The sequence below is a fragment of the Kribbella sp. NPDC000426 genome (assembly GCF_040300265.1).
Lineage (GTDB): Bacteria > Actinomycetota > Actinomycetes > Propionibacteriales > Kribbellaceae > Kribbella.
In genome coordinates this window covers 50,775-71,000 of sequence record NZ_JBEPDK010000010.1, presented here as the reverse complement: position 1 = coordinate 71,000, position 20,226 = coordinate 50,775, and the positions used below count along the sequence as shown (strand labels likewise).

General features: G+C 68.8%; 18 protein-coding genes and 1 pseudogene. 9 read left to right on the top strand and 10 right to left on the bottom strand.

The window, feature by feature from the left end; all coding sequences use genetic code 11:
• Entirely contained in the window at positions 1 to 2,262 is a 2,262-nt protein-coding gene (purL, locus tag ABT313_RS39535; RefSeq protein ID WP_350865162.1) for a phosphoribosylformylglycinamidine synthase subunit PurL, read from the top strand.
• A gap of 42 nt (positions 2,263 to 2,304) precedes the next feature.
• Complete coding sequence (locus ABT313_RS39530; protein WP_350865159.1) at positions 2,305 to 2,799, top strand: DUF1707 SHOCT-like domain-containing protein; 495 nt, start codon at positions 2,305 to 2,307, stop codon at positions 2,797 to 2,799.
• Here the strand turns inward: ABT313_RS39530 and ABT313_RS39525 are convergent.
• Positions 2,788 to 3,759 (bottom strand): LacI family DNA-binding transcriptional regulator, encoded by a 972-nt coding sequence (locus ABT313_RS39525; protein ID WP_350865156.1) that lies wholly within the window; start codon positions 3,757 to 3,759, stop codon positions 2,788 to 2,790. The two genes, ABT313_RS39530 and ABT313_RS39525, sit on opposite strands and share 12 nt — an antisense overlap.
• A gap of 247 nt (positions 3,760 to 4,006) precedes the next feature.
• Between ABT313_RS39525 and ABT313_RS39520 the strand changes: the two genes are divergently transcribed.
• The 5 genes from ABT313_RS39520 to ABT313_RS39500 are packed head-to-tail and all read left to right on the top strand — an operon-like array spanning position 4,007 to position 9,018.
• Positions 4,007 to 6,355, top strand: coding sequence for a beta-L-arabinofuranosidase domain-containing protein (locus tag ABT313_RS39520; protein ID WP_350865153.1), 2,349 nt, complete (start codon positions 4,007 to 4,009; stop codon positions 6,353 to 6,355).
• A 26-nt stretch (positions 6,356 to 6,381) separates the two neighbouring features.
• Positions 6,382 to 7,080 carry a DUF1707 SHOCT-like domain-containing protein gene (locus ABT313_RS39515; RefSeq protein WP_350865150.1) on the top strand — a complete coding sequence of 233 codons (699 nt, stop codon included), beginning with the start codon at positions 6,382 to 6,384 and terminating at the stop codon, positions 7,078 to 7,080.
• On the top strand, positions 7,077 to 7,802 hold the full coding sequence (locus tag ABT313_RS39510) for a DUF1707 domain-containing protein (RefSeq protein WP_350865147.1): 726 nt from the start codon (positions 7,077 to 7,079) through the stop codon (positions 7,800 to 7,802). Before ABT313_RS39515 ends, ABT313_RS39510 begins: the two co-directional genes overlap by 4 nt.
• 14 nt (positions 7,803 to 7,816) lie before the next feature.
• Positions 7,817 to 8,365 (top strand): GNAT family N-acetyltransferase, encoded by a 549-nt coding sequence (locus ABT313_RS39505; RefSeq protein ID WP_350865145.1) that lies wholly within the window; start codon positions 7,817 to 7,819, stop codon positions 8,363 to 8,365.
• Complete coding sequence (locus tag ABT313_RS39500; protein ID WP_350865142.1) at positions 8,362 to 9,018, top strand: cupin domain-containing protein; 657 nt, start codon at positions 8,362 to 8,364, stop codon at positions 9,016 to 9,018. Before ABT313_RS39505 ends, ABT313_RS39500 begins: the two co-directional genes overlap by 4 nt.
• Here the strand turns inward: ABT313_RS39500 and ptsP are convergent.
• The 6 genes and pseudogenes from ptsP to ABT313_RS39470 form a co-directional block, all read right to left on the bottom strand.
• Entirely contained in the window at positions 8,997 to 10,862 is a 1,866-nt protein-coding gene (ptsP, locus tag ABT313_RS39495; RefSeq protein WP_350865850.1) for a phosphoenolpyruvate--protein phosphotransferase, read from the bottom strand. The genes ABT313_RS39500 and ptsP overlap by 22 nt on opposite strands.
• Before the next feature lie 54 nt (positions 10,863 to 10,916).
• Positions 10,917 to 11,327 (bottom strand): annotated as a pseudogene (gene dhaM, locus ABT313_RS39490) (dihydroxyacetone kinase phosphoryl donor subunit DhaM); the annotation flags it as partial.
• 31 nt (positions 11,328 to 11,358) lie between these two features.
• Positions 11,359 to 11,979, bottom strand: coding sequence for a dihydroxyacetone kinase subunit DhaL (gene dhaL / locus ABT313_RS39485; RefSeq protein WP_350865848.1), 621 nt, complete (start codon positions 11,977 to 11,979; stop codon positions 11,359 to 11,361).
• A gap of 2 nt (positions 11,980 to 11,981) precedes the next feature.
• Positions 11,982 to 12,986: a dihydroxyacetone kinase subunit DhaK gene (gene dhaK / locus ABT313_RS39480; RefSeq protein ID WP_350865139.1), complete on the bottom strand. Its 1,005-nt coding sequence runs from the start codon at positions 12,984 to 12,986 to the stop codon at positions 11,982 to 11,984.
• Positions 12,987 to 13,029: 43 nt separating this feature from the next.
• Positions 13,030 to 14,259, bottom strand: coding sequence for an MFS transporter (locus ABT313_RS39475; RefSeq protein WP_350865137.1), 1,230 nt, complete (start codon positions 14,257 to 14,259; stop codon positions 13,030 to 13,032).
• A gap of 64 nt (positions 14,260 to 14,323) precedes the next feature.
• Positions 14,324 to 14,884, bottom strand: a complete 561-nt coding sequence (locus ABT313_RS39470) for an RNA polymerase sigma factor (RefSeq protein WP_134110310.1) — start codon at positions 14,882 to 14,884, stop codon at positions 14,324 to 14,326.
• 52 nt (positions 14,885 to 14,936) lie between these two features.
• Between ABT313_RS39470 and ABT313_RS39465 the strand changes: the two genes are divergently transcribed.
• Positions 14,937 to 16,511, top strand: coding sequence for a serine/threonine-protein kinase (locus tag ABT313_RS39465; protein WP_350865133.1), 1,575 nt, complete (start codon positions 14,937 to 14,939; stop codon positions 16,509 to 16,511).
• Positions 16,512 to 16,638: 127 nt separating this feature from the next.
• Here ABT313_RS39465 and ABT313_RS39460 read toward each other — a convergent pair whose 3' ends face one another.
• Positions 16,639 to 17,781: an MFS transporter gene (locus ABT313_RS39460; RefSeq protein ID WP_350865130.1), complete on the bottom strand. Its 1,143-nt coding sequence runs from the start codon at positions 17,779 to 17,781 to the stop codon at positions 16,639 to 16,641.
• 57 nt (positions 17,782 to 17,838) lie between these two features.
• On the opposite strand from ABT313_RS39460, the gene ABT313_RS39455 reads away from it, so the two are divergent.
• Entirely contained in the window at positions 17,839 to 18,582 is a 744-nt protein-coding gene (locus ABT313_RS39455) for an ArsR/SmtB family transcription factor (RefSeq protein ID WP_350865127.1), read from the top strand.
• On the opposite strand, the gene ABT313_RS39450 is transcribed toward ABT313_RS39455, so the two are convergent.
• Together ABT313_RS39450 and ABT313_RS39445 are read right to left on the bottom strand one after the other, a co-directional pair.
• Positions 18,579 to 19,295 carry a hypothetical protein gene (locus ABT313_RS39450; RefSeq protein WP_350865124.1) on the bottom strand — a complete coding sequence of 239 codons (717 nt, stop codon included), beginning with the start codon at positions 19,293 to 19,295 and terminating at the stop codon, positions 18,579 to 18,581. The genes ABT313_RS39455 and ABT313_RS39450 overlap by 4 nt on opposite strands.
• A 91-nt stretch (positions 19,296 to 19,386) precedes the next feature.
• Positions 19,387 to 20,100, bottom strand: a complete 714-nt coding sequence (locus ABT313_RS39445; RefSeq protein WP_350865121.1) for a hypothetical protein — start codon at positions 20,098 to 20,100, stop codon at positions 19,387 to 19,389.
• Positions 20,101 to 20,226: the final 126 nt, after the last annotated feature.

Here is a 20,226-nt window from a genome sequence, read left to right as displayed (position 1 = left end):
GTGTCCACCGACACAGTGAACAACGCCACGAGCACCCCTGAGGTCGAGCAGCCGTGGGCTGAGCTCGGACTGAAGCCGGACGAGTACCAGCGGATCCGGGACATCCTGGGACGCCGGCCCACCAGCTGTGAGCTGGCGATGTACTCCGTGATGTGGAGCGAGCACTGCTCGTACAAGTCGTCCAAGGTGCACCTCAAGCGGTTCGGCGAGATCCCGCAGGAGACGCCGACCGGGAAGATGCTGGCCGGTATCGGTGAGAACGCCGGCGTGATCGACATCGGCGAGGGATACGCGGTCACGTTCAAGGTCGAGTCGCACAACCACCCGTCGTACGTCGAGCCGTACCAGGGCGCCGCGACCGGCGTCGGCGGCATCGTCCGCGACATCATCGCGATGGGTGCCCGCCCGGTCGCGGTGATGGACCCGCTGCGCTTCGGTCCGCTGGACGCCCCGGACACCAAGCGGGTGCTGCCGGGCATCGTGTCCGGCGTCGGCGGGTACGGGAACAGCCTCGGCCTGCCGAACATCGGCGGCGAGGTCGTCTTCGACCCGACGTACCTGGGCAACCCGCTGGTGAACGCGCTCTGCATCGGCGTGATGCGGCACGAGGACCTGCACCTGGCCAACGCGACCGGCGTCGGCAACCAGATGATCCTGTACGGCGCCAAGACCGGCGGTGACGGTATCGGCGGCGTGTCCGTGCTGGCGTCGGAGACGTTCGCCGAGGGCGGTCCGACCAAGCGGCCGGCGGTCCAGGTCGGCGACCCGTTCATGGAGAAGCTGCTGATCGAGTGCACGCTCGAGCTGTTCGCCGCGAACGTGGTCGAGGGCATCCAGGACCTCGGCGGCGGTGGTCTGTCGTGTGCGACCTCGGAGCTCGCCAGCGCGGGTGACGGCGGCATGCGGGTTTCGCTGGACAAGGTGCCGCTGCGGGACGCGTCGCTGTCGCCCGAAGAGATCCTGATGAGCGAGTCGCAGGAACGCATGATGGCCTGCGTCACCCCGGAGAACGTCGAGGCGTTCCTGAAGATCTGTGCGAAGTGGGACGTCCAGGCCGATGTGATCGGTGAGGTCACCGACACCGGCCGGCTGGAGATCGACTGGCACGGCGAGCGCGTCGTCGACGTACTGCCGGAGACCGTCGCGCACGAGGGCCCGGTCTACAACCGCCCGTACACCCGGCCCGACTGGCAGGACGCGCTGCAGGCCGACGGCGCCGAGAAGTTGCCTCGGGCAAGCAGTGGCGCCGAGCTGCGGGACACCCTGCTGCGGCTGGTCGCCTCGCCGAACCTCTGCGACAAGTCGTGGGTGACGGACCAGTACGACCGGTACGTGCTCGGCAACTCGGTGCTCTCGCAGCCCGAGGACAGCGGGATGATCCGGGTCGACGAGACCAGCGGCCTGGGCGTCGCGGTCTCGACCGACTGCAACGGGCGGTTCGCCAAGCTCGATCCGTACACCGGCGCGAAGCTGGCGCTCGCCGAGTCCTACCGGAACGTCGCCACCACGGGCGCCCGGCCAGCAGCGGTGACAGACTGCCTGAACTTCGGCTCGCCGGAGGACGCGGGCGTGATGTGGCAGTTCACCGAGGCGATCCGCGGTCTGGTCGACGGCTGCATCGAGCTGGGTATCCCGGTCACCGGCGGCAACGTGTCGTTCTACAACCAGACCGGTGAGACCCCGATCCTGCCGACCCCGGTGGTCGGTGTGCTCGGTGTGATCGACGACGTCACCCGGCGTACGCCGATCGGGTTCACGGCCGAGATGGAGGGCCACCAGCTGTACCTGCTCGGTGAGACCGAGGAGGAGCTGTCCGGGTCCGAGTGGGCGAACGTGATCCACGGGCACCTCGGCGGACGGCCGCCGGCCGTCGACCTCGAGGCCGAGAAGCAGCTGGCCGACATCCTGATCAACGCGTCGCGGGACGGGCTGATCGACGCAGCGCACGACGTCAGCGACGGCGGTGTCGCCCAGACGCTGGTCGAGTCCGCGCTGCGTGGCGGCGTCGGCGCCCGGGTATGGGCGCCGGACGGGCTCGACCCGTTCCTGTTCCTGTTCGCGGAGTCGGCCGGTCGCGCGGTCGTCGCCGTACCGCGGACCGAGGAGGTCCGATTCACCGACATGTGCACCGCCCGCCGCTTCCCGCACGCAAAGATCGGCGTGATCACCGGCGACACCCTGGACGTCCAGGACCAGTTCGAGATCCCGCTGACCGAGCTCCGCACAGCATGGACGGCCACACTGCCGTCCGTCCTGAACTAGACACCCGTCTGGCACACTCGGTGGGGACGAGTGAGGTGACGGATGGCGGAGCGGCGGCCGGTCAAGCCGGGCGAGTTGATGGGGCTGGCAGCCGCGGCCGGGCAGGAGGCCCGCGCTGCGGCGGCCCGGCGGCGGATGGCCCAGATCCGGCTGACGGACGAGGAGCGGCGGGTCGCCACCGATGAGCTGGCGGAGCAGTTCGCGATCGGCCGGTTGGACGAGGGCGAGCTGCACCGGCGGGTCGATCTGCTGAACGACGCCGTGACGCATGGCGACCTGCAGCCGATCTTCGCGGGGCTGCCGGCTCCCTCGCTGTACACGCCACCGGCGCGGAAGCCCGGTAAGTGGCGGTGGGCGGGATTCGCTGCGGCCGCGTGGTTGGCCGTGCCGTTCGTGCTGACCGGACTGGTGTTCATGGTGTTCGGGCGCGAGATCGCTGCGGCGATCTTCGGACTACCCGCGCTGGCGTGGACGTTCTATGCGTACCGGTGGGCATCGCGCCCGGCCCGGGAGGAACGCCGGCGGTCAGGCTCCTAGCGTCGACTCCCGTGTGACCAGCTGGGCCGGGAGTTCCAGTACGCCGTGGTGTGGCGTGCCCGCGATCGCCTCCAAGAGCAGCGTGGCGGCCCGGCGACCCAGGTCTTCGAGGCGGAGGTCGACGGTGGTGAGCGGCGGCCTGCTGGCCAGAGCCATCACCGGCCAGTTGTCATAGCCGGTTACTGCGATCTCGTCGGGCACGGAGCGACCCAGCTCGCGGAGGCGGTCGCAGACACCGCGGGCGATCTGGTCGCTGCCGCAGGTGATTGCGTCCGGCTGCTGGCGCAGTACGAGGTCTGTGGCTTGGCGGCCCCAGCGCTCGCTCCACTCTCCGAACAGTGGCTCGGTGCAGAGCGCAGCGGCGACTGCTTCGGCGCGCTCTGCTGCAGAGCGGTGGTAGGCCGGGCCTGTGATGTGGGCGATCCGGGTGCGACCGAGACCTTGCAGGTGGCTGATCGTGGCGGCGGCGCCGGCCGCGTCGTCGACTATGACCGAGGCATCCGCCGGATTAGTCGAGGCAGCCAGTGCGTAGACGACTGGCAGCGGTACGTCGATCGGCGGGCGCGGCTCGGTCCGTCGCCCGGTCACGACGATGCCGTCGACACCACGGGCGACCAGTGCGCGCAGATAGCTCTGTTCCCGCAGCGGATCGTCGCGGGTGTCGCAGAGGACGGTCGCCAGCTCACCTGCGCTGAGCACGTCCTCCACACCGCGCATGATCGGGATGCTGAAGCGGCCGGAGCTGTCTGTGGTCAGCAGCGCGACGGTGTACGTCCGGCCGGACGAGAGCGCGCGTCCGCGGGCGTCCGGCGTGAACCCGAGTTGGGCGGCGGCCCGCCGTACCCGGGCGCGCGTCTCCTGGCTGAGCTGACCGGTGTTGTTCAGCGCCTTCGAGGCGGTCCCGGCGGACACGCCGGCCAGCGCGGCAACGTCAGTGATCCGCACACCTGGCCTCTTCATGGCGTTTCCTCCCATTCTGCTGCGGAAGCCTAGCAGGACTGTCTCAGGACCCTGCTGACCTGCGCTTTGATCTTGACCGAGGCGGCTTGCAGTCCTACGTTGTCAATGACGGAAAACGTGTGCGGTCTTTCCGTCGGTGTGATGTCCGCCCCCGTCACCCGAAAGGCATATCGCCATGCCCGAACCCACCCCAGAAGGAATGCCCAGACGTGACTTCCTTGGTGTCTCCCTCGCCGCGGCGGCTGTCATGACCGCCGTCGAACCGGCCGAGGCCTCCCGCCCTTCAGGTCCGCCCGCCGGCCGCGGCGGGCACTACGTCCCCCAGCGCGCCCCACTCCGGCCCGTCCCGTTCCAGAAGCTCCCACCCGGCGCGATCGAACCGCGCGGTTGGCTGGCGCAGCAGCTCGAGCTGCAGGTCGACGGACTCTGCGGCCGGTACGACGAGATCTCCGACTTCCTGGTCTACGAGACGAACGGCTGGGTCGACCCTGCGCAGGGAGCCTGGGAGGAGCTGCCGTACTGGCTCCGCGGGTTCGGCGACCTCGGGTACGTCACCGGCAACACCGGCGTACTGACCAGGACGCAGAAGTGGATGGAGGGCATCCTCGGGACCCAGGCCGCGGACGGATGGTTCGGTCCCGAGCGGCTGCGGACCTCACTGGAGAGCGGACCGGACTTCTGGCCGGGCATGCCGCTGCTGGCCGCCTTCCGGTCCTGGTACGAGTACTCCGGCGACGAGCGGGTCATTCCGTTCATGTCGAAGTACCTGCGGTTCCAGAACACGCAGCCGCCGCAGGTGTTCAACCGGTCGTGGGGTGCGTTCCGCTGGGGCGACAACATCGACAGTGCGTACTGGCTGTACAACCGCACGGGAGACGAGTGGCTGCTCGACCTGGTGACGAAGATGCACAGCGGGTCGGCGGACTACGTCAACGGCATTCCCACCTGGCACAACGTCAACCTGGCGCAGGGGTTCCGCGAGCCGCTGCAGTACTGGCTGCTGTCCGGCGACGAGCGGCACCGCGCGGCGACGTACCGGAACTATGCGACGGTGATGGGGCGCTACGGGCAGTTCCCCGGTGGCGGGTTCGCGGGGGACGAGAACTCGCGGCCCGGGTTCGGTGACCCGCGGCAGGGGTTCGAGACGTGCGGGATCGTCGAGCTGATGCACAGCTGCGAGTTGCTCACCCGCTTCACCGGAGACAGGGCCTGGACGGACCGTTGTGAGGAGCTGGCGTTCAACTCGCTGCCGGCGTCGTACGACCCGCAGCAACAGGTGATGCACTACATCACCTGTGCGAACAGTGTGCAGCTGGACGACCAGCCGAAGCACGGGCAGTTCCAGAACCCGTTCCCGATGCAGGCGTACAAGTACGGCGTACATCAGTACCGGTGCTGTCCGCACAACTACGGCATGGGCTGGCCGTACTACGCGCAGGAGCTCTGGCTGGCGACGACGGACAACGGCCTGGCTGCGTCGATGTACGCCGCCAGCAAGGTGACTGCTCGCGTCGGGGCTGCCGGCGAGACGGTGAGCATCGTGCAGGACACGGAGTACCCGTTCTCTGACACCATCTCGTTCACTGTGCAAGGGTCTGCGCGCTTCCCCTTGTATTTAAGGCGTCCTGGCTGGGCCGGCGAGGTCTCGGTGAAGGTCAACGGTCAGCCCGTGCGGGTGAGTGGCGACTGGCTCAAGGTGGACCGCGCCTGGCACTCCGGTGATCGCGTGGAGCTTGTGCTGCCGATGCGCACGAGCACCAGGGTCTGGGACGACAACCAGCGCTCGGTGTCTGTGGACCGTGGTCCGTTGACCTATTCGCTGCAGATCGACGAGCGGTACGAGCACATTGGCGGGACCGACGAGTGGCCTGAGCTTTCCGTCTATCCGGAGTCCCCCTGGAACTACGGCCTGGTCGCCGATGCACGCTTTGACGTCGTACGGCGAGACGCCGGCGCGAATCCCTTCACTGCCGAGGGAGTGCCGCTCGCACTGACCACACAGGCGCAACGGCTCCCGCAGTGGGACACGGACACCGAGGACGTGGTCGGACTACTGCAGCCCGGTCCGGCGCGGTCAGAAGAACCTGTGGAGACTGTGACACTGATTCCGATGGGTGCGGCCCGGCTGCGGGTCGCGTCGTTCCCGCAGATCTCTCCGCATGGGAAGGCGTGGAGCTACCGCACGCGGATCACGGCGTCGCATGTGAACGACGGTGACTCGCTAGAAGCTCCTGGCTCAGGGCGGATGCCGGAGTCCTCTGCTGACACGTCGATTCCGCGCTTCACCTGGTGGGACCGGCGTGGGACGACGGAGTGGATCTCCTACGACCTGCGTTCAATGCGCGAGCTCTCACAGGTCAAGGCGTACTGGTACGACGACACCGGCTCCGGCCAGTGCCGCGTGCCCGAGTCTTGGCGGGTGTTGTGGCTGGATGGGGACACCTGGCGGCCGGCGGACAACAGCACGCCGTACGACGTGGCAGTCGACCAGCTCAACACGACTCGCTTCGCACCGGTGCGGGCGCAGTACATCCGGGTGGAGGCGGTCCTGCAGCCGACGTACTCGGGAGGATTGCTGCTTTTGACATTCGACTGACCGCTTGAGCCTGCGAAAATGATCCGGTGGGGGATGAACCGGCGCTGGAACATGCGCTTCTCGAGCAGCTGCAGTTCGCACCGTTGAGCCGGGCGGAGCTGGTACGCCGTACGGGCGCCGGCGAGCGCCGGGTCCAGGTGGCGCTGGACGACCTGATCCAGGGGACGTTCGTCGTACGTCGCCCGCAGGACGCCGGACCGGCCGACTACGAGATCACCGCGGCCGGCTTCGGCCGGCTGCAGGTGGTCGACGAACTCCTCGGCTCCCCACTGAAGATGATGGGGAAGCTGTTCGTCGCGACCGTCGCGGACACCGTCCGGCCGCAGCAGACCACGCCCGAGGACCCGCGGGACCTGCTGCTGTCCAAGGAAGACCGGTCGGACTGCTTGCAGGCGCTGGAGATCGAGTGCGCCGTCGGCCAGATCGACGAGGCAGAGCTGGCGCGTCGCACGCAGCTCCTGCTCACCGCCAACACCCGCGGCGAGCTGGACCCGGTTTTCCGCGGCCTGCCGATGCCTGAGCTCGTCGATCCGGTGACCTTGCCGCCCGGGGTGAAGGGCCCGACCTGGGGAACGGTCGCGTTGATGCTGCTGCCGGTGCTCGTCATTGTCGGGTTCATCGCGGCCTCTCTCGGGTTCGGCCACGCGAGTCTGCCAACGGCGGTCCTGTTCATCATCGCCGTCGTCGGTGTGATGCTCTGGCCCTTCCGAAGCAGACGGAAGTGACCGACCCGCGGGTGGAGCGCCTAGTGCTCAGACATCTGGAGGGGCGGCCGCTGAACCGCGCTGAGCTGGTTAGTCGCACTGGCGCCACGGACCACCAGGTGCAGGCGGTACTGGACGAGCTGATCGGCACGTCGCACATCGTTCGTCGCCCACAGGACATCGGACCGGCTGACTACGAGCTCACGCCGCTCGGAGTGGAGCGCTTGGCCGACATCGGCCGGATTACGGCCGCGCCGATCGCCAAGCGGCCAGCCGTCGTCAAGAGACGTCCACCGCAGCGTCTGCGGCAGCGTGCTGGGCTGACCGAGCAGGAGCGAGAGTGGTGCTCGGAGGCTCTGACGCGGGAGTACCGTCTGGGGCGGATCGGCAAAGAAGAGATGGCTCGCCGCACGGACCTCCTGTACCGCGCCCGGAACCGGCACGACGTGGACGTGGTTTTCGAAGGCCTGGCAGGTCCTGGCCTCCCGAAGCCGGTTCGTCGCACTGCCCAGCCTCCGTCCGCGCCGGCTCCCCGCGCGCCACGCTTCGAGGCAGAGCCGAAGCCGGATGATCGTGAGTTGATCGCGAACCTCGCAAAGAGCCTCGTCATCGGGCTGGTGTTCGCAGGCGTCATCATCCTGTCGGGCGCCAGCGTGATCCTGCTGCTGGTGGCCCTCGTCGTGACAACAGGGAACATGTTCGCCAGCTACCGGTCCTGGACGGACAAGCGCCGTTCCAAGTGAACTAGCCTGTGCGCGTGGACCCTGTGTTGCGCTTGGCCGTGCCGGTGGACGGAGCTGCGATTGCGGAGCTGGCCCGGGCCTCCGTCCTGGACGTGTTCCCGGCGTACTACGACCCGCTGGAGACCGCGAGCGCCGCGGAGCACATCACCACGCTGGACACTGCGCTGATCGACGACGGCACGTACTACGTGCACGACGCCGGCGGCGAGATCGTCGCCTGTGGTGGGTGGAGCCGGCGGAACAAGCTGTTCAACGCCAGTACTGCGGGAGCCGACGACCGGCTGCTGGACCCGGCGACCGAGCCGGCGCGCATCCGGGCCATGTTCGTCCGCGCGGACTGGACCCGGCGTGGACTCGGCAGGGCGATCCTGACCGCGTGTACGGACGCAGCGCGGGCGGAGGGGTTCACCCGGTTGGCGCTGATGTCCACGCTGCCCGGAGTACCGCTCTACAAGGCGTTCGGCTTCACCGAGGTGGAGGCTGCCCAGCTACCGATGCCGGACGGCACTGTGCTCGCCGGTGTCGCGATGGAACGACCGATAGATCTCGAGGAGATGGCATGACCGCAGGTACCACTGTCAGCGCGCCCGACGGCAGCGAGGTCGTACTGGGTGAGATCGGGACCCGCGTGCTGCTGAAGAACTCGCGTGTGCGCGTGTGGGAGGTGTCGCTGCAGCCCGGTGAGGCCCAGGGCTGGCACCTGCACCACAACCCGTACGTCGTGCTGTGCCTGTCGACCTCCCCGTGCCACATGGACTGGCTGGACGGCAGTCCGGCGCGTCAGCTGAGTGAAACCGTCGGCGGGTCCGTGTACCGCCCGGTGTCCCCGGTGCACATGCTGACCAACGATGGCGACGCGCTGTACCTCAACCGCCTGATCGAGGTCCTGGACCTGGGCGAGGAGGCCAGCGGCGACCCATACTTCGCCGTAGCCGGGGTCCCAGCAGACTCCGGCTTCGATCAGGCCGGCGAGCTCCCGGTCAAGGTGGTCGTAGACGAGGACGACGTCCGCGTGCAGCACGTGACCCCCGAGCCCGGCACCTCCTACAACTGGCACACCGGCGCCTACCCGGCCTTAGTGGTCGATCTGGACCTCGACCACCCGGACGTCACCTACCTGGAGCCCGGCGAGTCCTATAGCCTCCCCGCCAAGCCCGCACGCACCTCCGGCTTCAACCTGGTCGAACTGCGCTACTACAGCAAGCCGCGTACCTGATCCGCGTCCCTTGCTTGGAGCACTGCGGCAGTGTCGACCTGGCTGAGGTCGGCCTGCCGCAGTCGTGCTTTGACGAGAGGTACCTGTGGGCCTACGGCGCTGAGCTCGGTGACGCCGAGGGCCGCGAGTAGTACTGCGGCCTGTGGATCGCTGGCGAGGTCGCCGCAGACTGCGACGCGGACGCCGGCGTTGCGTACGACGTGGTCGATGAGTTGAAGGACCGCCGGGTCCAGACCGTCGGCCAGGGAGGCGACCGCAGTGTTGGTGCGGTCAGCAGCGGTTGTGTACTGCGTGAGGTCGTTCGTGCCGATGCTGACGAAGTCGAGGTCCCGGGCGAGCGTGGCCACGCGCAACGCGGCGGCGGGGACCTCGACCATGATGCCGACCTCGAGACCGTCCCGTGCGCCGAGCTCGTCCAGTGCCCAGGCGACCTCGTCCGCGGTCGTGACCATCGGGAACATCACGTGCACCGGAGTCTCGGCCGCCACCCGACGGATGGCTTCGAGTTGGTCGCGCAGCAGCTCGGGGCGACGGCGGAAGACGCGGAGGCCGCGCTCGCCGAGAAACGGGTTCGCCTCCTTGGCCTGGGCGAGGAACGGGAGCGGCTTGTCGCCGCCGATGTCCCAGGTGCGGATCGTGATCGGCTTGTTCCCCAGCGCCTGCGCGATGGCCCGGAACGCGGCGACCTGCTCGTCGACGGTTGGCGGCGTACGGCGGTCGCCGAAGAGCACCTCGGTCCGCACCAGGCCCGACCCGTCCGCGCCCTGTGCGTCGACAGCATCTTGGACGACCCCGACGTTGACCAGCACGTCGATCGTCTTGCCGTCGAGGGTTTCGGCGGGTTCGCTGGCTCGGGCGACGGCTTGCTCGCGCTCGTTCTGCCGCTCGCGGATCGTCGCGTGGACCCGGTCCTCATCCGGAGCGACTTCGAACGAGCCGGTGCGTGCGTCGAAGGCGATCGTCGCGCCGGGATGTACGTCGATGTCGCCGATCCCGGTGATGAGCGGGATGCCGCGCGATCGCGCCACGATCACGCCATGTCCGGTCGTCCCGGCGGCACGTACGGCGATCCCCGCGATCCGGGTCGCATCGAGCGTGGCCGAGGTCGCCGCGTCCAGCTCGGGTACGACGAGGATGCCGGCCGCCGGTGTTTCCTCGGTCGCGCCGACGAGGATCCGCAGTACCCGATCTCGTACTGCGCGGACGTCCTGGGCGCGCTCGCGCTGGTAGGCGTCGTCGAGCTCTTCGAAGGTGGTCGCCAGGTCGTCGTACACGCCCAGCCAGGCGGCCGGGGCCGACGCACCGCCCGAGATCGCGTCCTCGACAGCGTCGAGAATGTTCCGATCCTTCAGCAGGGCAAGGTGCGCGACGAAGATGTCCCCGTGATCGGGCGTCGTGTCGCGCAGTTCGCCAAGCTGCTCGGCGGCAGTCGCGCAGGCCTGGTGGAGCCGCGCAAGTTCGTTGTCCCCGGCAACATAACCGCTCAGGTCGACACCTGCACCCACCACCACCGCGGGCCCGATAGCCACATCCAACCCGGACCCACCTGCCGCGGGCACGCTGGGGGACGCTTCCGCAGCTGTAGGGCTTGATGCATCGCCGAAGTCTTCGTCTGCGAGCTTCTCGATGGCGGCCAGTGCCTCGGATGCCTGCGGACCGCTCGCGGCCACGCGGATCCGATGACCCTGCTGGGCGTTCAGCGTCGCGACCATGCTCAGACTGCCCGCGTCGACCGGACCGCGACCGGTGTCCAGATCGGTGAGCGTGACGACAGCATCGAACCCGTTCACCAACCCGACCAGCCGAGCGGCCGGTCGCGCATGCAAGCCATGCTCGTTGCCCACCAGAACCTCAACGCGCTGGTCGGCCTCCACGACAGGGGCCGCCTCCACGGCCGGAGCGTCCCCGAGGTGGTCCTGCTTGCCGACCAGCCCGCGCTCCGCCTCGGCCACCACAGCGTCAAGAGGCGCGCCGGTCGACGCCGTCACGACCGCGGCGACCAGCCCCTCCACCAGCGGAGCGCTACTCAGCCGGACGTGGTCCGCAACGGACGGATCCACGAACTCGAGCGCCATTTCCGCGCTCAGCACTGCACTGCCCAGGTCGAGCAGCACCAGCACCCCGTCCGGGCTGTCCGCGGCAGCCACTGCCTCCGAGACCGCCATCGCGTCGGTCCCGAACGTCGTCGCATCCAACCCGGCAGCGACTGCGATCACCGGACGCTTGTCCTCGGCAACCATCTCCGACGCAAGCCCGACCGCCGCCTCAGCCAAGGCGCGGCTGTGCGACACCACCACGATGCCGATCATGCAGGTGGCCGGACCGTTGCCGCAGTACGCGTCATGCCAGCGTCCGGGCCGCGGACTGGAGGATCAGCGTCGTGCTGGTAGCCCCCGGATCCTGGTGCCCCGCGCTCCGCTCGCCCAGGTAGCTCGCTCGGCCCTTCCGCGCGACCAGCGGCACCGTCGCGTCCCGCCCCTTGGCAGCGGCCTCCGCCGCCGCGGTCAGCGCCGGACCGACCTCCGATCCGCCCGCCACCGCGGCGTCGTACGCCTCCAGCGCGGGCGCCCACGCGTCGTACATCGTCTTGTCGCCGAGCTCGGGCTTGCCGCGGGCGAGCACACCCTCGACCCCGGCATGCAGCGCGCGTCCGATTGCGTCCGCGGTGAGATCGGCGCCGGCCAGCGCGGTCCCGAAGCGCAGGAAGAACGTGCCGTACAACGGCCCGCTCGCCCCGCCGACCTTGCTGACCAGCGTCATCCCGGCCTTCTTCAGCAGCTCGTCGGCACTGTCGAACGACGTCTCGTCCAGCACCGCCACGATCGCCTGGAACCCGCGATCCATGTTCGCGCCGTGATCCGCGTCCCCGATCGACGAGTCCAACTCGGTCAGGTACGCCGCATTCTCATGCAACACACCCGCAGCATCCCGCAGCCAGTTGACGAAGGAATCGACTCCCATGCTCACATGCCCCAGCGTAGGCCGGGGGTGTTTACCGGGGCGTCCCAGAGGCGTACCAGTTCGTCGTCCACTTTGAGGAGGGTGACCGAGCAGCCGGCCATCTCCAGGGAGGTGATGTAGTTGCCGACGAGCGAGCGGGCCACGGTGATGCCGGCGCGGTCGAGCAGTTGGGCCACCTCGTTGTACATCAGGTAGAGCTCGATCAACGGCGTACCGCCCATGCCGTTGACGAAGGCAATGACCGAATCGCCTTGCTGGTAAGGCAGATCGCTGACGACCGGATCGACCAGCATCGCGGCGATCTCGCGTGCCGGTGCCAACGGCAACCGTTGGCGGCCGGGCTCGCCGTGGATGCCGATGCCGACCTCCATCTCGTTGTCGGCCAGGTCGAACGTCGGCTTGCCCGCGGCCGGGACCGTGCACGACGTGAGCGCCATCCCCATACTGCGGCCGTTGTCGTTCACCCGGCGGGCGAGATCCGCGACCTGGGCCAGCGGCTGGCCCTCCTCGGCGGCCGCGCCGACGATCTTCTCCAGCAGCACGGTGACGCCGACGCCGCGGCGACCGGCCGTGTAGAGGCTGTCCTGGACGGCGACGTCGTCGTTGGTCACGACCGACAGCACCTCGGTGCCGGCGTCGGCCGCGGCCAGCTCGGCGGCCATCTCGAAGTTCATCACGTCGCCGGTGTAGTTCTTCACGATGTGCAGTACGCCGGCACCCGCGTCGACGGCTTTCGTCGCCGCCATCATCTGGTCCGGCACCGGGGAGGTGAACACCTCGCCCGCACATGCGGCGTCCAGCATCCCGAGCCCGACGAATCCGCCGTGCATCGGCTCGTGCCCCGACCCGCCGCCGGAAATGAGCCCCACCTTGCCCGGCCTCGGCGCGTCCTTGCGGTAGACGATCCGGTTCTCCAGATCCACCCGCAACCGATCCGGATGCGCTGCCGCCATCCCCCGCAGCGCCTCACTCACAACATCACTTGGGTCGTTGATGAGCTTCTTCATATCCCCATCTGAGCACACGCCCGCCCAGAACGGGAGCCCCCGATCAGACGGCCTCCACCTCGGCCAGCAACGGGATCGACCGGATCGATCGACTGACAGTGAGCAGCAGGGAGCCGACCACGAGCAGGCCGCCGAAGATCAGCAGCGCCGTCCGTGCGCCGAGTGTCTCCAGGAACAGGCCACCGAGGAACGGAGCCAACGGCATCGAGATGTTCGACAGGAACATCACCGCGCTCTGGGTGCGGCCCTGGAGGTTGTCGGGCGTGATCAGCATCTGGTAGCCGAACAGGCCCGAGTTCAGCGCCGGCAGCAGGAAGATCGCGAATGCCGGCAGCACGATCAGTACGGCGGGATGTGTGGTGGCGGCGGTCGCGGTGAAGGTGACGGTGATGATCCAGCAGGCGACGACCGTGATCCGGCCGGTGGTGAACCTGGACAGCAGTTTCGGTGAGGCGACCGCCCCGGCCAGGCCGCCGATCCCCATCGCGGTCTCCAGCAGCCCGATCACCGACGGTCGCACGCCGCGCTGCTGCATGCTGAGGATGAGGACCAGGATGGTCCCGTTCGCGGCGAAGTTGAGGATCGTGCCGACCACCGCGATCGTCCGCAGCGACGCCTGCCGGAACAGCCACGTCAGGCCGGAGCGGATCGCCTTGAGCATCGGCTCGTGCGCGTCGCCGTCCGGCTTCGCTGCCGGCAGCGGATGGCGGATCGTGACGAGCAGGATCGCCATCACCAGGTACGAGATCGCGTCGACGGCGACCGGGATGACTCGGCCGATCGAGAACAGCAGGCCGCCGAGCGGTGCACCGGTCAGGCCGGCGATGTTCTGCCGGCCGTGCGCGGCGGCGAGGGCGGTGCTGATGTCCTCCGGGGCGACGATCTGCCGGAGCGCGGCGGACTCTGCGGGCATGAACATCGCGAACCCTGCGCCGTTCAGGAGGCTGACTGCGATCAGGTGCGGGAGAGTCAGGTGCCCGAGCCAGCCGGCGACCGCCACCGAGCCGAACAGGACAGCGCCCAGGAAGCTGTAGCCGATCAGGATCCGGCGCCGGCTCCACCGGTCCGCCAGCGCGCCCGCGGGCAGAGCGGCCAGAGTTGCTCCGAGGGCGTACGCCGTACCGACAAGGCCGGCCTGGACCGCGGAGCCCGTGATGGCGAAGCCGAGCAGCGTGAAGACGAACGAGCTCATCGCGGAGCCGATGGAGCTGATCGTCTGGCCGGTCAGCAGCTTGAGGTAGTCACCGTTGTGCAATAACCCCCGGGCGGACATAACTCGGAGGGTATGCCTGAACTAGGCCAACCAGCGGGGCAGACGTATTGCACGTTGATGCAATTCAGTCCTTGGGGCGGAGCAGTGGGCGGACGACCTCGCGGGCGTCGTGGATGCGGGACTTGACCGTGCCGAGCGGTGCGCCGACCTCGGCGGCGATCTCCTCGTACGACAGGCCGTAGACGTCTCGCAGTACGAGCGGGGTGACCATCTGCGGACGGTCGCGCTCGAGGGTCTCCAGCGCTTCCAGGAGGTCCAGGCGGGTGCCGGCGATCACGCTGGTGGTGCGGGGGTCCGGCTTCTCCATCTGCTCCGGGTTGTGCGCGGCCTGGGCGCTGCGCTTCAGCTTGCGGTACGTCGAGCGGGCCGAGTTGGCCGCGACCGAGTGGACCCAGGTGGAGAAGCTGCTGCGGCCGGAGTACGTGTTGATCTTGGTGGCGATGTTCAGCAGCGCTTCCTGGGCCGCGTCCTCCGCGTCGGCGGAGTACGGCAGGACGCTGCGGCAGATCCGCAGGACGCGCGGATAGACCTGTCGCAGCAGGTCGTCCATCGCGTTCTTGTCGCCCGCCTGCGCCTGCTCCGCGAGGGTTGCGAGGTCGTCGGTCGGGCTGGTGCTCTCGCTCATCTGCGCCTTTGCTCTCGATCGGCCCCGGCACGGGACACTCCAGTACTCCATAATGCCCTGTATGGGGGTCCCAACCAGACTCGGGCGTTACGTCGTGCGCCGACGCCTGGGCTCAGGCGGTTTCGCTACGGTATGGCTTGCTCACGATGAGCAACTGGATGCCGAAGTGGCGATCAAGGTGCTCGCGGACAACTGGGGGCACGACGACTCCGTCCGGCACCGGTTCCTCGAGGAAGGCCGGTTCCTGCGCCGGGTCGAGTCCGAGCACGTCGTCCAGGTGCACGACGTGGGCGAACTGGAGGACGGCCGCCCTTTTCTGGTCCTCACGTACGCCGATCGCGGCACGCTCGCCGACCGGTTGAAGAAGAAGCCGCTCCCGCTGGCCGAGGCCGTCGACGTGGTCGTCCAGGTCGGCCGCGGACTGCAGGCGCTCCATCGACGCGGGCTGCTGCACCGTGACGTGAAACCCGCGAACGTCCTGTTCCGCAGTACGGACGACGGCGAGCGGGCAGTCCTGTCCGACCTCGGCCTCGGCAAGTCGCTCGACGAGGTGTCCAGGATCACGATGCCGGGCGGCACCCCGTCGTACGTCGCCCCCGAGCAGGCGCTGGGGGAGCGGCTGGACCAGCGCGCCGACCAGTACTCGCTGGGAGCCGTCGCGTACGCCGCTCTGACCGGGCGCTCCCCGCACCAGGTCGACGGCCTCGGCGCGGCCAGCCGGGTCGAGGTGGCGCCGCCGCCGAGCTCGCTCGGGTTCGAGCTGCCCGAGCAGGTCGACGCCGCGATCGTGCGCGCGCTGGATCCGGACCGGGAGAAGCGCTGGCCGGACGTGCAGTCGTTCACGCGGGAGCTGGTCGGCGGGCTCGACGAGACCACGCACGACTTCCCGCTGTCGATCCGCGAAGTGGTTGCCGTCGACACGGACCACCTGGGTGCGAAGACCGCGCTGAGCGACGAGAACCAGCCGACGATCGTGAAAGACGAGCCGTCGGAGTCCGCCGACGCCTCCGCCGAGACGATCGCCGTAGGACAGGCAACGGAAGCAGCAGCCGCGGAAGCACCCGCCGTACCGGCCGAGCCCCTGGCCACGTCCGAGCCGCAGACTGCACCGAAACGGAAGCGCAAGCGCGGCCGGTGGGTCGTCGCAGCCCTGCTCGCGCTGGTGGTCGGGGGCGGCGCCGGGTACGCCGGCCAGTGGTACCTGTCCAGCCGCGAGGCGATCGTGGTCTCGGAGGGACAGTTCCAGGTGACGGTGCCGCGGGCGTGGGCCAAGTCGATGGCCCAGTCGGACTGGCTGGCGCCGGGTGGCAAGGACCGGACGCCTGCCTTGCGGGTCAGCCGGGACTCCGACTGGTCCGCGACGACGCCGGGTGTGTTCATCGGCGTGGCTGGATCGAAGCTCGCACTCCCGGACAACAAGGCGCTCGGGTGCAAGCCCGGCCCGTCCTATCCGGGCACGTTCAATGACCGGCCGACCACGGACCGGATTTCCAGTGGATGCGCCGGGGCGGATATGGTCCTGTTCGAACGGGTCGTCGATCGCGGGGACGGCGGCTCGCTGCTCGTCCAGGTGATCACGCCAGACGCCGCCCGTGCTGCCGAGATCGCGAATTCGGTGAAGTACTAGCGCTGAGGAAGTCCCCCATGCGTTTTCCGACCGAACGGCTGCGGCCGTCGCCGGCGCTGATGCAGTCTGCTCGTCGCACGTTCTACCGGCTGCGCTCCACGATCTTCCGCACCATCTGGCCGGTCGACTAGGCGACTGTCAGCCAGGTGATGCCGAGTGCGACCAGCCACAGCACGCCGCCTGTCCAGGCAAGGATGTGGAGACCTGCGGTGAAGTTCGCGGCGTGGCTCAGGACCGCACTGTAGAGCGCCACACCTGCCGCACCGACGGCCTGTCGGGCGGTGTTGTTGACGCCGCTGGCCAGGCCCGCACGGTCCGGGGGCAGCGCTGCGATCGCCGCGTGCACGACAGCCGCGGTCAGTAGACCCATGCCCAGGCCCAGACCGACCTCCACCGGAATGACAGCGCCATAGCCGCTGCCAGGGCGAACGATCAGCAGACAGAACGACCCGATGGCGCCGAGAGCAAGGCCGCACGACATCGGGAGCCGCGAGCCGTACCGGGCGGTGATGCGCCCTGAGACCGGACCGAGAACGGCGAGCGGCGTCAGCACCGGCAGAAGCTCGAGACCCGCACGGAGCGCGGATTGGGCCAGATGCTCTTGCAGGTAAAGGGTTAGAGCAAGCAGCGTGCCTAGACCAACCAGATTCATCAGGCCGGACACGACATTGGCTCCGACGAAGGCCGCGCCGATGCGCAGCCGGACACGGGCCTGAGCGCGAGCGGTCCGGCGGCGTGGCACCATCCGCCAGGCCATTGGCAGCACCAACGCGATGATCGGCAGGTTCAGCAGGAAGACCGAGCGCCAGCCGAGCCCGCTGACGAGTACGCCGCCGAGGATCGGCCCGGCGACCAGCGCAAGCGCACCCGCGCCCGCCCAGATCCCAACGGCACGGGCTCTTGCGGCGCTGTCGACGTACTGATCGGTGATGACGGCCAGCGTGCTGGGCAGGAGCAGGGCGGCGCCGACACCCTGGAGCGCGCGTGCTGCGACCAGGAGCTCGATGTTCGGCGCGATGCCGCAGATCAAGGACGCAAAGCCGAACACCGTCAGGCCGGCGAGCACAGTACGGCGGTGGCCGATGCGGTCGCCCAGTGCGCCACAGACGAGCAGGAGCCCGGCCAGCGCGATCATGTAGCCGCTCACGACCCACTGTTGTCCGGATGCACTGGTGTCCAGGCCGGTCCGGATCGTCGGCAGCGCGACGTTGACCACGGTCACGTCGAGCTGGACGAGGAAGATTCCGACACACAGCAACGCGAGCAGCATGCTTCCCACCGTGCCACCGGAACACTTCGGGTTGCGCCGAAATATGACGGTGTGAGCATGGAGTACATGAGCGGAGATGCCGATGTGGCTCGCGCGGCCGGCCTGATGGCGGAGCCCGCGCGGGCGAAGGTTCTGATGGCGTTGGCGGACGGCCGCGCGCTGCCTGCCTCCTTGCTGGCCTCAGAGGCCGGTGTGTCACCGCAGACCGTCAGCGGACACCTGCGTAAGCTGCTGGACGGCGGTCTGGTCGCAGTCGAGCGCTCTGGCAGGCACAGGTACTACAAGCTCTCCGGGGCGGACGTGGCCGCAGCCGTAGAAGCCCTGGCCCGGATAGCGAAACCCCAACCGATCAAGTCACTCCGCCAGAGCACCCGCGCTGCAGCACTCCGCGAAGCCCGCACCTGCTACGACCACTTGGCCGGCCGCCTCGGCGTGGCCCTGCTGGACGGTCTGGTACGCCGGGGAGCCCTGACCCGCACCGACGGCGGCGTCGGCGCGGACCGCCGTCCGGACGACCCGCTGGCCGCACAACTCCCGGACGGCCCGTATGCCCTAGGCCCCAACGCCGCCGAGGTATTCGGCGAACTGGGTGTCGACCTGTCCGACGAACCGCCCCGCCGCCGACTCCTGAGGTTCTGCGTCGACTGGAGCGAACAACGCCATCACCTGTCGGGCCAACTAGGAGCATCCGTCGTCAACAGCCTCCTGGCCAACAACTGGCTCCGCCGCCGCCCCAACCAAAGAGCCGTCGATCTCACCACCACCGGCCAAGAATCGCTCGCCGGAGTGATCGGAGGCTAGGACGCGCGGATCGGCGAGTCGTCGCGAGTGGCCGAGTTGGCCGCGTGGTCGAGGATGTCTTCCATCGCCTCGCGGTCCTGCGGCAGGCCGGTGACGGCGATCTCGAACGTGCACAGACCCTCGCTGTTGGCGACCCATCGGATGATCACGTAGCGGAGCGAGTTCTCCGGCACGTAGGTGTAGACCAGCGTTGCTTCCTTGGTGTCCGGATCCACGGTCTGCGACTTGATCGACAGCATCTGGGCAGCCGGCACCGTGGCAAGATCCGTCAGCCTCTGGGCCATCGATTCGGCCGGTGGCCGGCGGATGGTGAACCCGGCTTCGATCCGGATCCAGCGCTTGGAGGTCGGGTCGGTGTACCGGCCGATCTTCGGGGGATCGGGGTGCGTGAAGCCCCAGTCCCTGGGCACCTTGAGGCGGACGTCCGACCGCACCACGCTGGTCGCTGTGAATTCACGGACCCGGTACTCCAGATCGTCCTTGTCCAGCGCCTTGGTGTCGTCGGGGACGATCTTCTTCGGCGGCGGGGCCGGGGTGGACGGCGTCGCCGGCGGCCCCGACGTGACAGCCATCGGCAGCGGTGCCGCAGTACCGGCCAGGCTGGGCTCGTCGGTGAGGAACAGGCCGACGCCGTACCCGCCCGCGCCGCCGACTCCGGCCAGCGTGAGCAGGCCGGCGCCGAGCAGCGCGCGCCGCGACATCGTCCTCTTCACGCCCCCACCTTCCCCAGTCACCTACTCAACAGAAGACACCTGAGTCCAGTCTCAGGTTGCATGCCCGGACGTAACAATTCCGTGAAAGCGCTCAGCCGACCTCATGGACCGACGTCGAGGTCCGCTGCAGAACCTCATCCAGGGCGGCCGCGTCCTCGGGGATGCCGGTGATGCTCATCTCGACGTTCGTCAGCTGACCGTCGATCGCGATCCAGCGCACGATCACATAGCGGAGCGTCTCGCCCGGGATGTAGGTGTAGATCAGTGTCGCGACCGGCCGGGGATCGCCGTCCTCGCCCTTGATGGTGTCGGTGGTGTGGCTGACGATCTGTACGTCGTTCTCCGGGGGCTGGCTCTTCTTCAGATCGACGATGAGCTGGGCCATCGCTGCCTCGGGGGTCGTGTCCACCGGCTCGACCGCCTCGACGCGGACCCCGCGCTGCTGCTGGTCGTCCAGGTACTTCACCTCTTGCGGCCGCTTCGGGTCGCGCGTCTGCTTCCAGCCCTGGGGGATCTCGATCGAGAGCTGCACCGAGGGCTCGTCCTGCGGGGTGACCGTGAAGGTGCGCCGGGTGTACTCGAGGCCCGGTTCCAGCGGTTCGAGGTTGCTCGGGACCGGGGTCTTCACCGGTAGGGACGGTTCCGTCGGGGTTGGGGACGGGGACTCCGACACTGTGCCCAGGGGGCCGGCGGTGCCTGCGGCGGTGGGTTCGGGGGTGTCGAAGCGGTCGCCGGTGTAGTAGCCGCCGCCGACGCCAAGCGCCAGGGCCAGCAGCAGAAGGCCGGCCAGGAGGACTCGTCTCACGCCTGCACCGGTCCGTGCGTGGACGTGGTGGAACCGCCGGGCAGCGATACGGGGTACGGCGTACCGGCCGGAGCTGGGGAGGCGGTCACGGGCACAGCGCCATCTTCTCAGGAGAGGCGGGCAGGA

Bases quoted from the DNA above. Each gene is read 5' to 3' on its own strand.
- ABT313_RS39500 (WP_350865142.1), top strand. From the start codon at position 8,362: ATGACCGCAGGTACCACTGTCAGCGCGCCCGACGGCAGCGAGGTCGTA.
- ABT313_RS39475 (WP_350865137.1), bottom strand. From the start codon at position 14,259: ATGTCCGCCCGGGGGTTATTGCACAACGGTGACTACCTCAAGCTGCTG.
- ABT313_RS39525 (WP_350865156.1), bottom strand. From the start codon at position 3,759: ATGAAGAGGCCAGGTGTGCGGATCACTGACGTTGCCGCGCTGGCCGGC.
- ABT313_RS39465 (WP_350865133.1), top strand. From the start codon at position 14,937: ATGCCCTGTATGGGGGTCCCAACCAGACTCGGGCGTTACGTCGTGCGC.
- dhaK (WP_350865139.1), bottom strand. From the start codon at position 12,986: ATGAAGAAGCTCATCAACGACCCAAGTGATGTTGTGAGTGAGGCGCTG.
- dhaL (WP_350865848.1), bottom strand. From the start codon at position 11,979: ATGGGAGTCGATTCCTTCGTCAACTGGCTGCGGGATGCTGCGGGTGTG.
- ABT313_RS39470 (WP_134110310.1), bottom strand. From the start codon at position 14,884: ATGAGCGAGAGCACCAGCCCGACCGACGACCTCGCAACCCTCGCGGAG.
- ABT313_RS39460 (WP_350865130.1), bottom strand. From the start codon at position 17,781: ATGCTGCTCGCGTTGCTGTGTGTCGGAATCTTCCTCGTCCAGCTCGAC.
- ABT313_RS39530 (WP_350865159.1), top strand. From the start codon at position 2,305: ATGGCGGAGCGGCGGCCGGTCAAGCCGGGCGAGTTGATGGGGCTGGCA.
- ABT313_RS39520 (WP_350865153.1), top strand. From the start codon at position 4,007: ATGACCGCCGTCGAACCGGCCGAGGCCTCCCGCCCTTCAGGTCCGCCC.
- ABT313_RS39455 (WP_350865127.1), top strand. From the start codon at position 17,839: ATGGAGTACATGAGCGGAGATGCCGATGTGGCTCGCGCGGCCGGCCTG.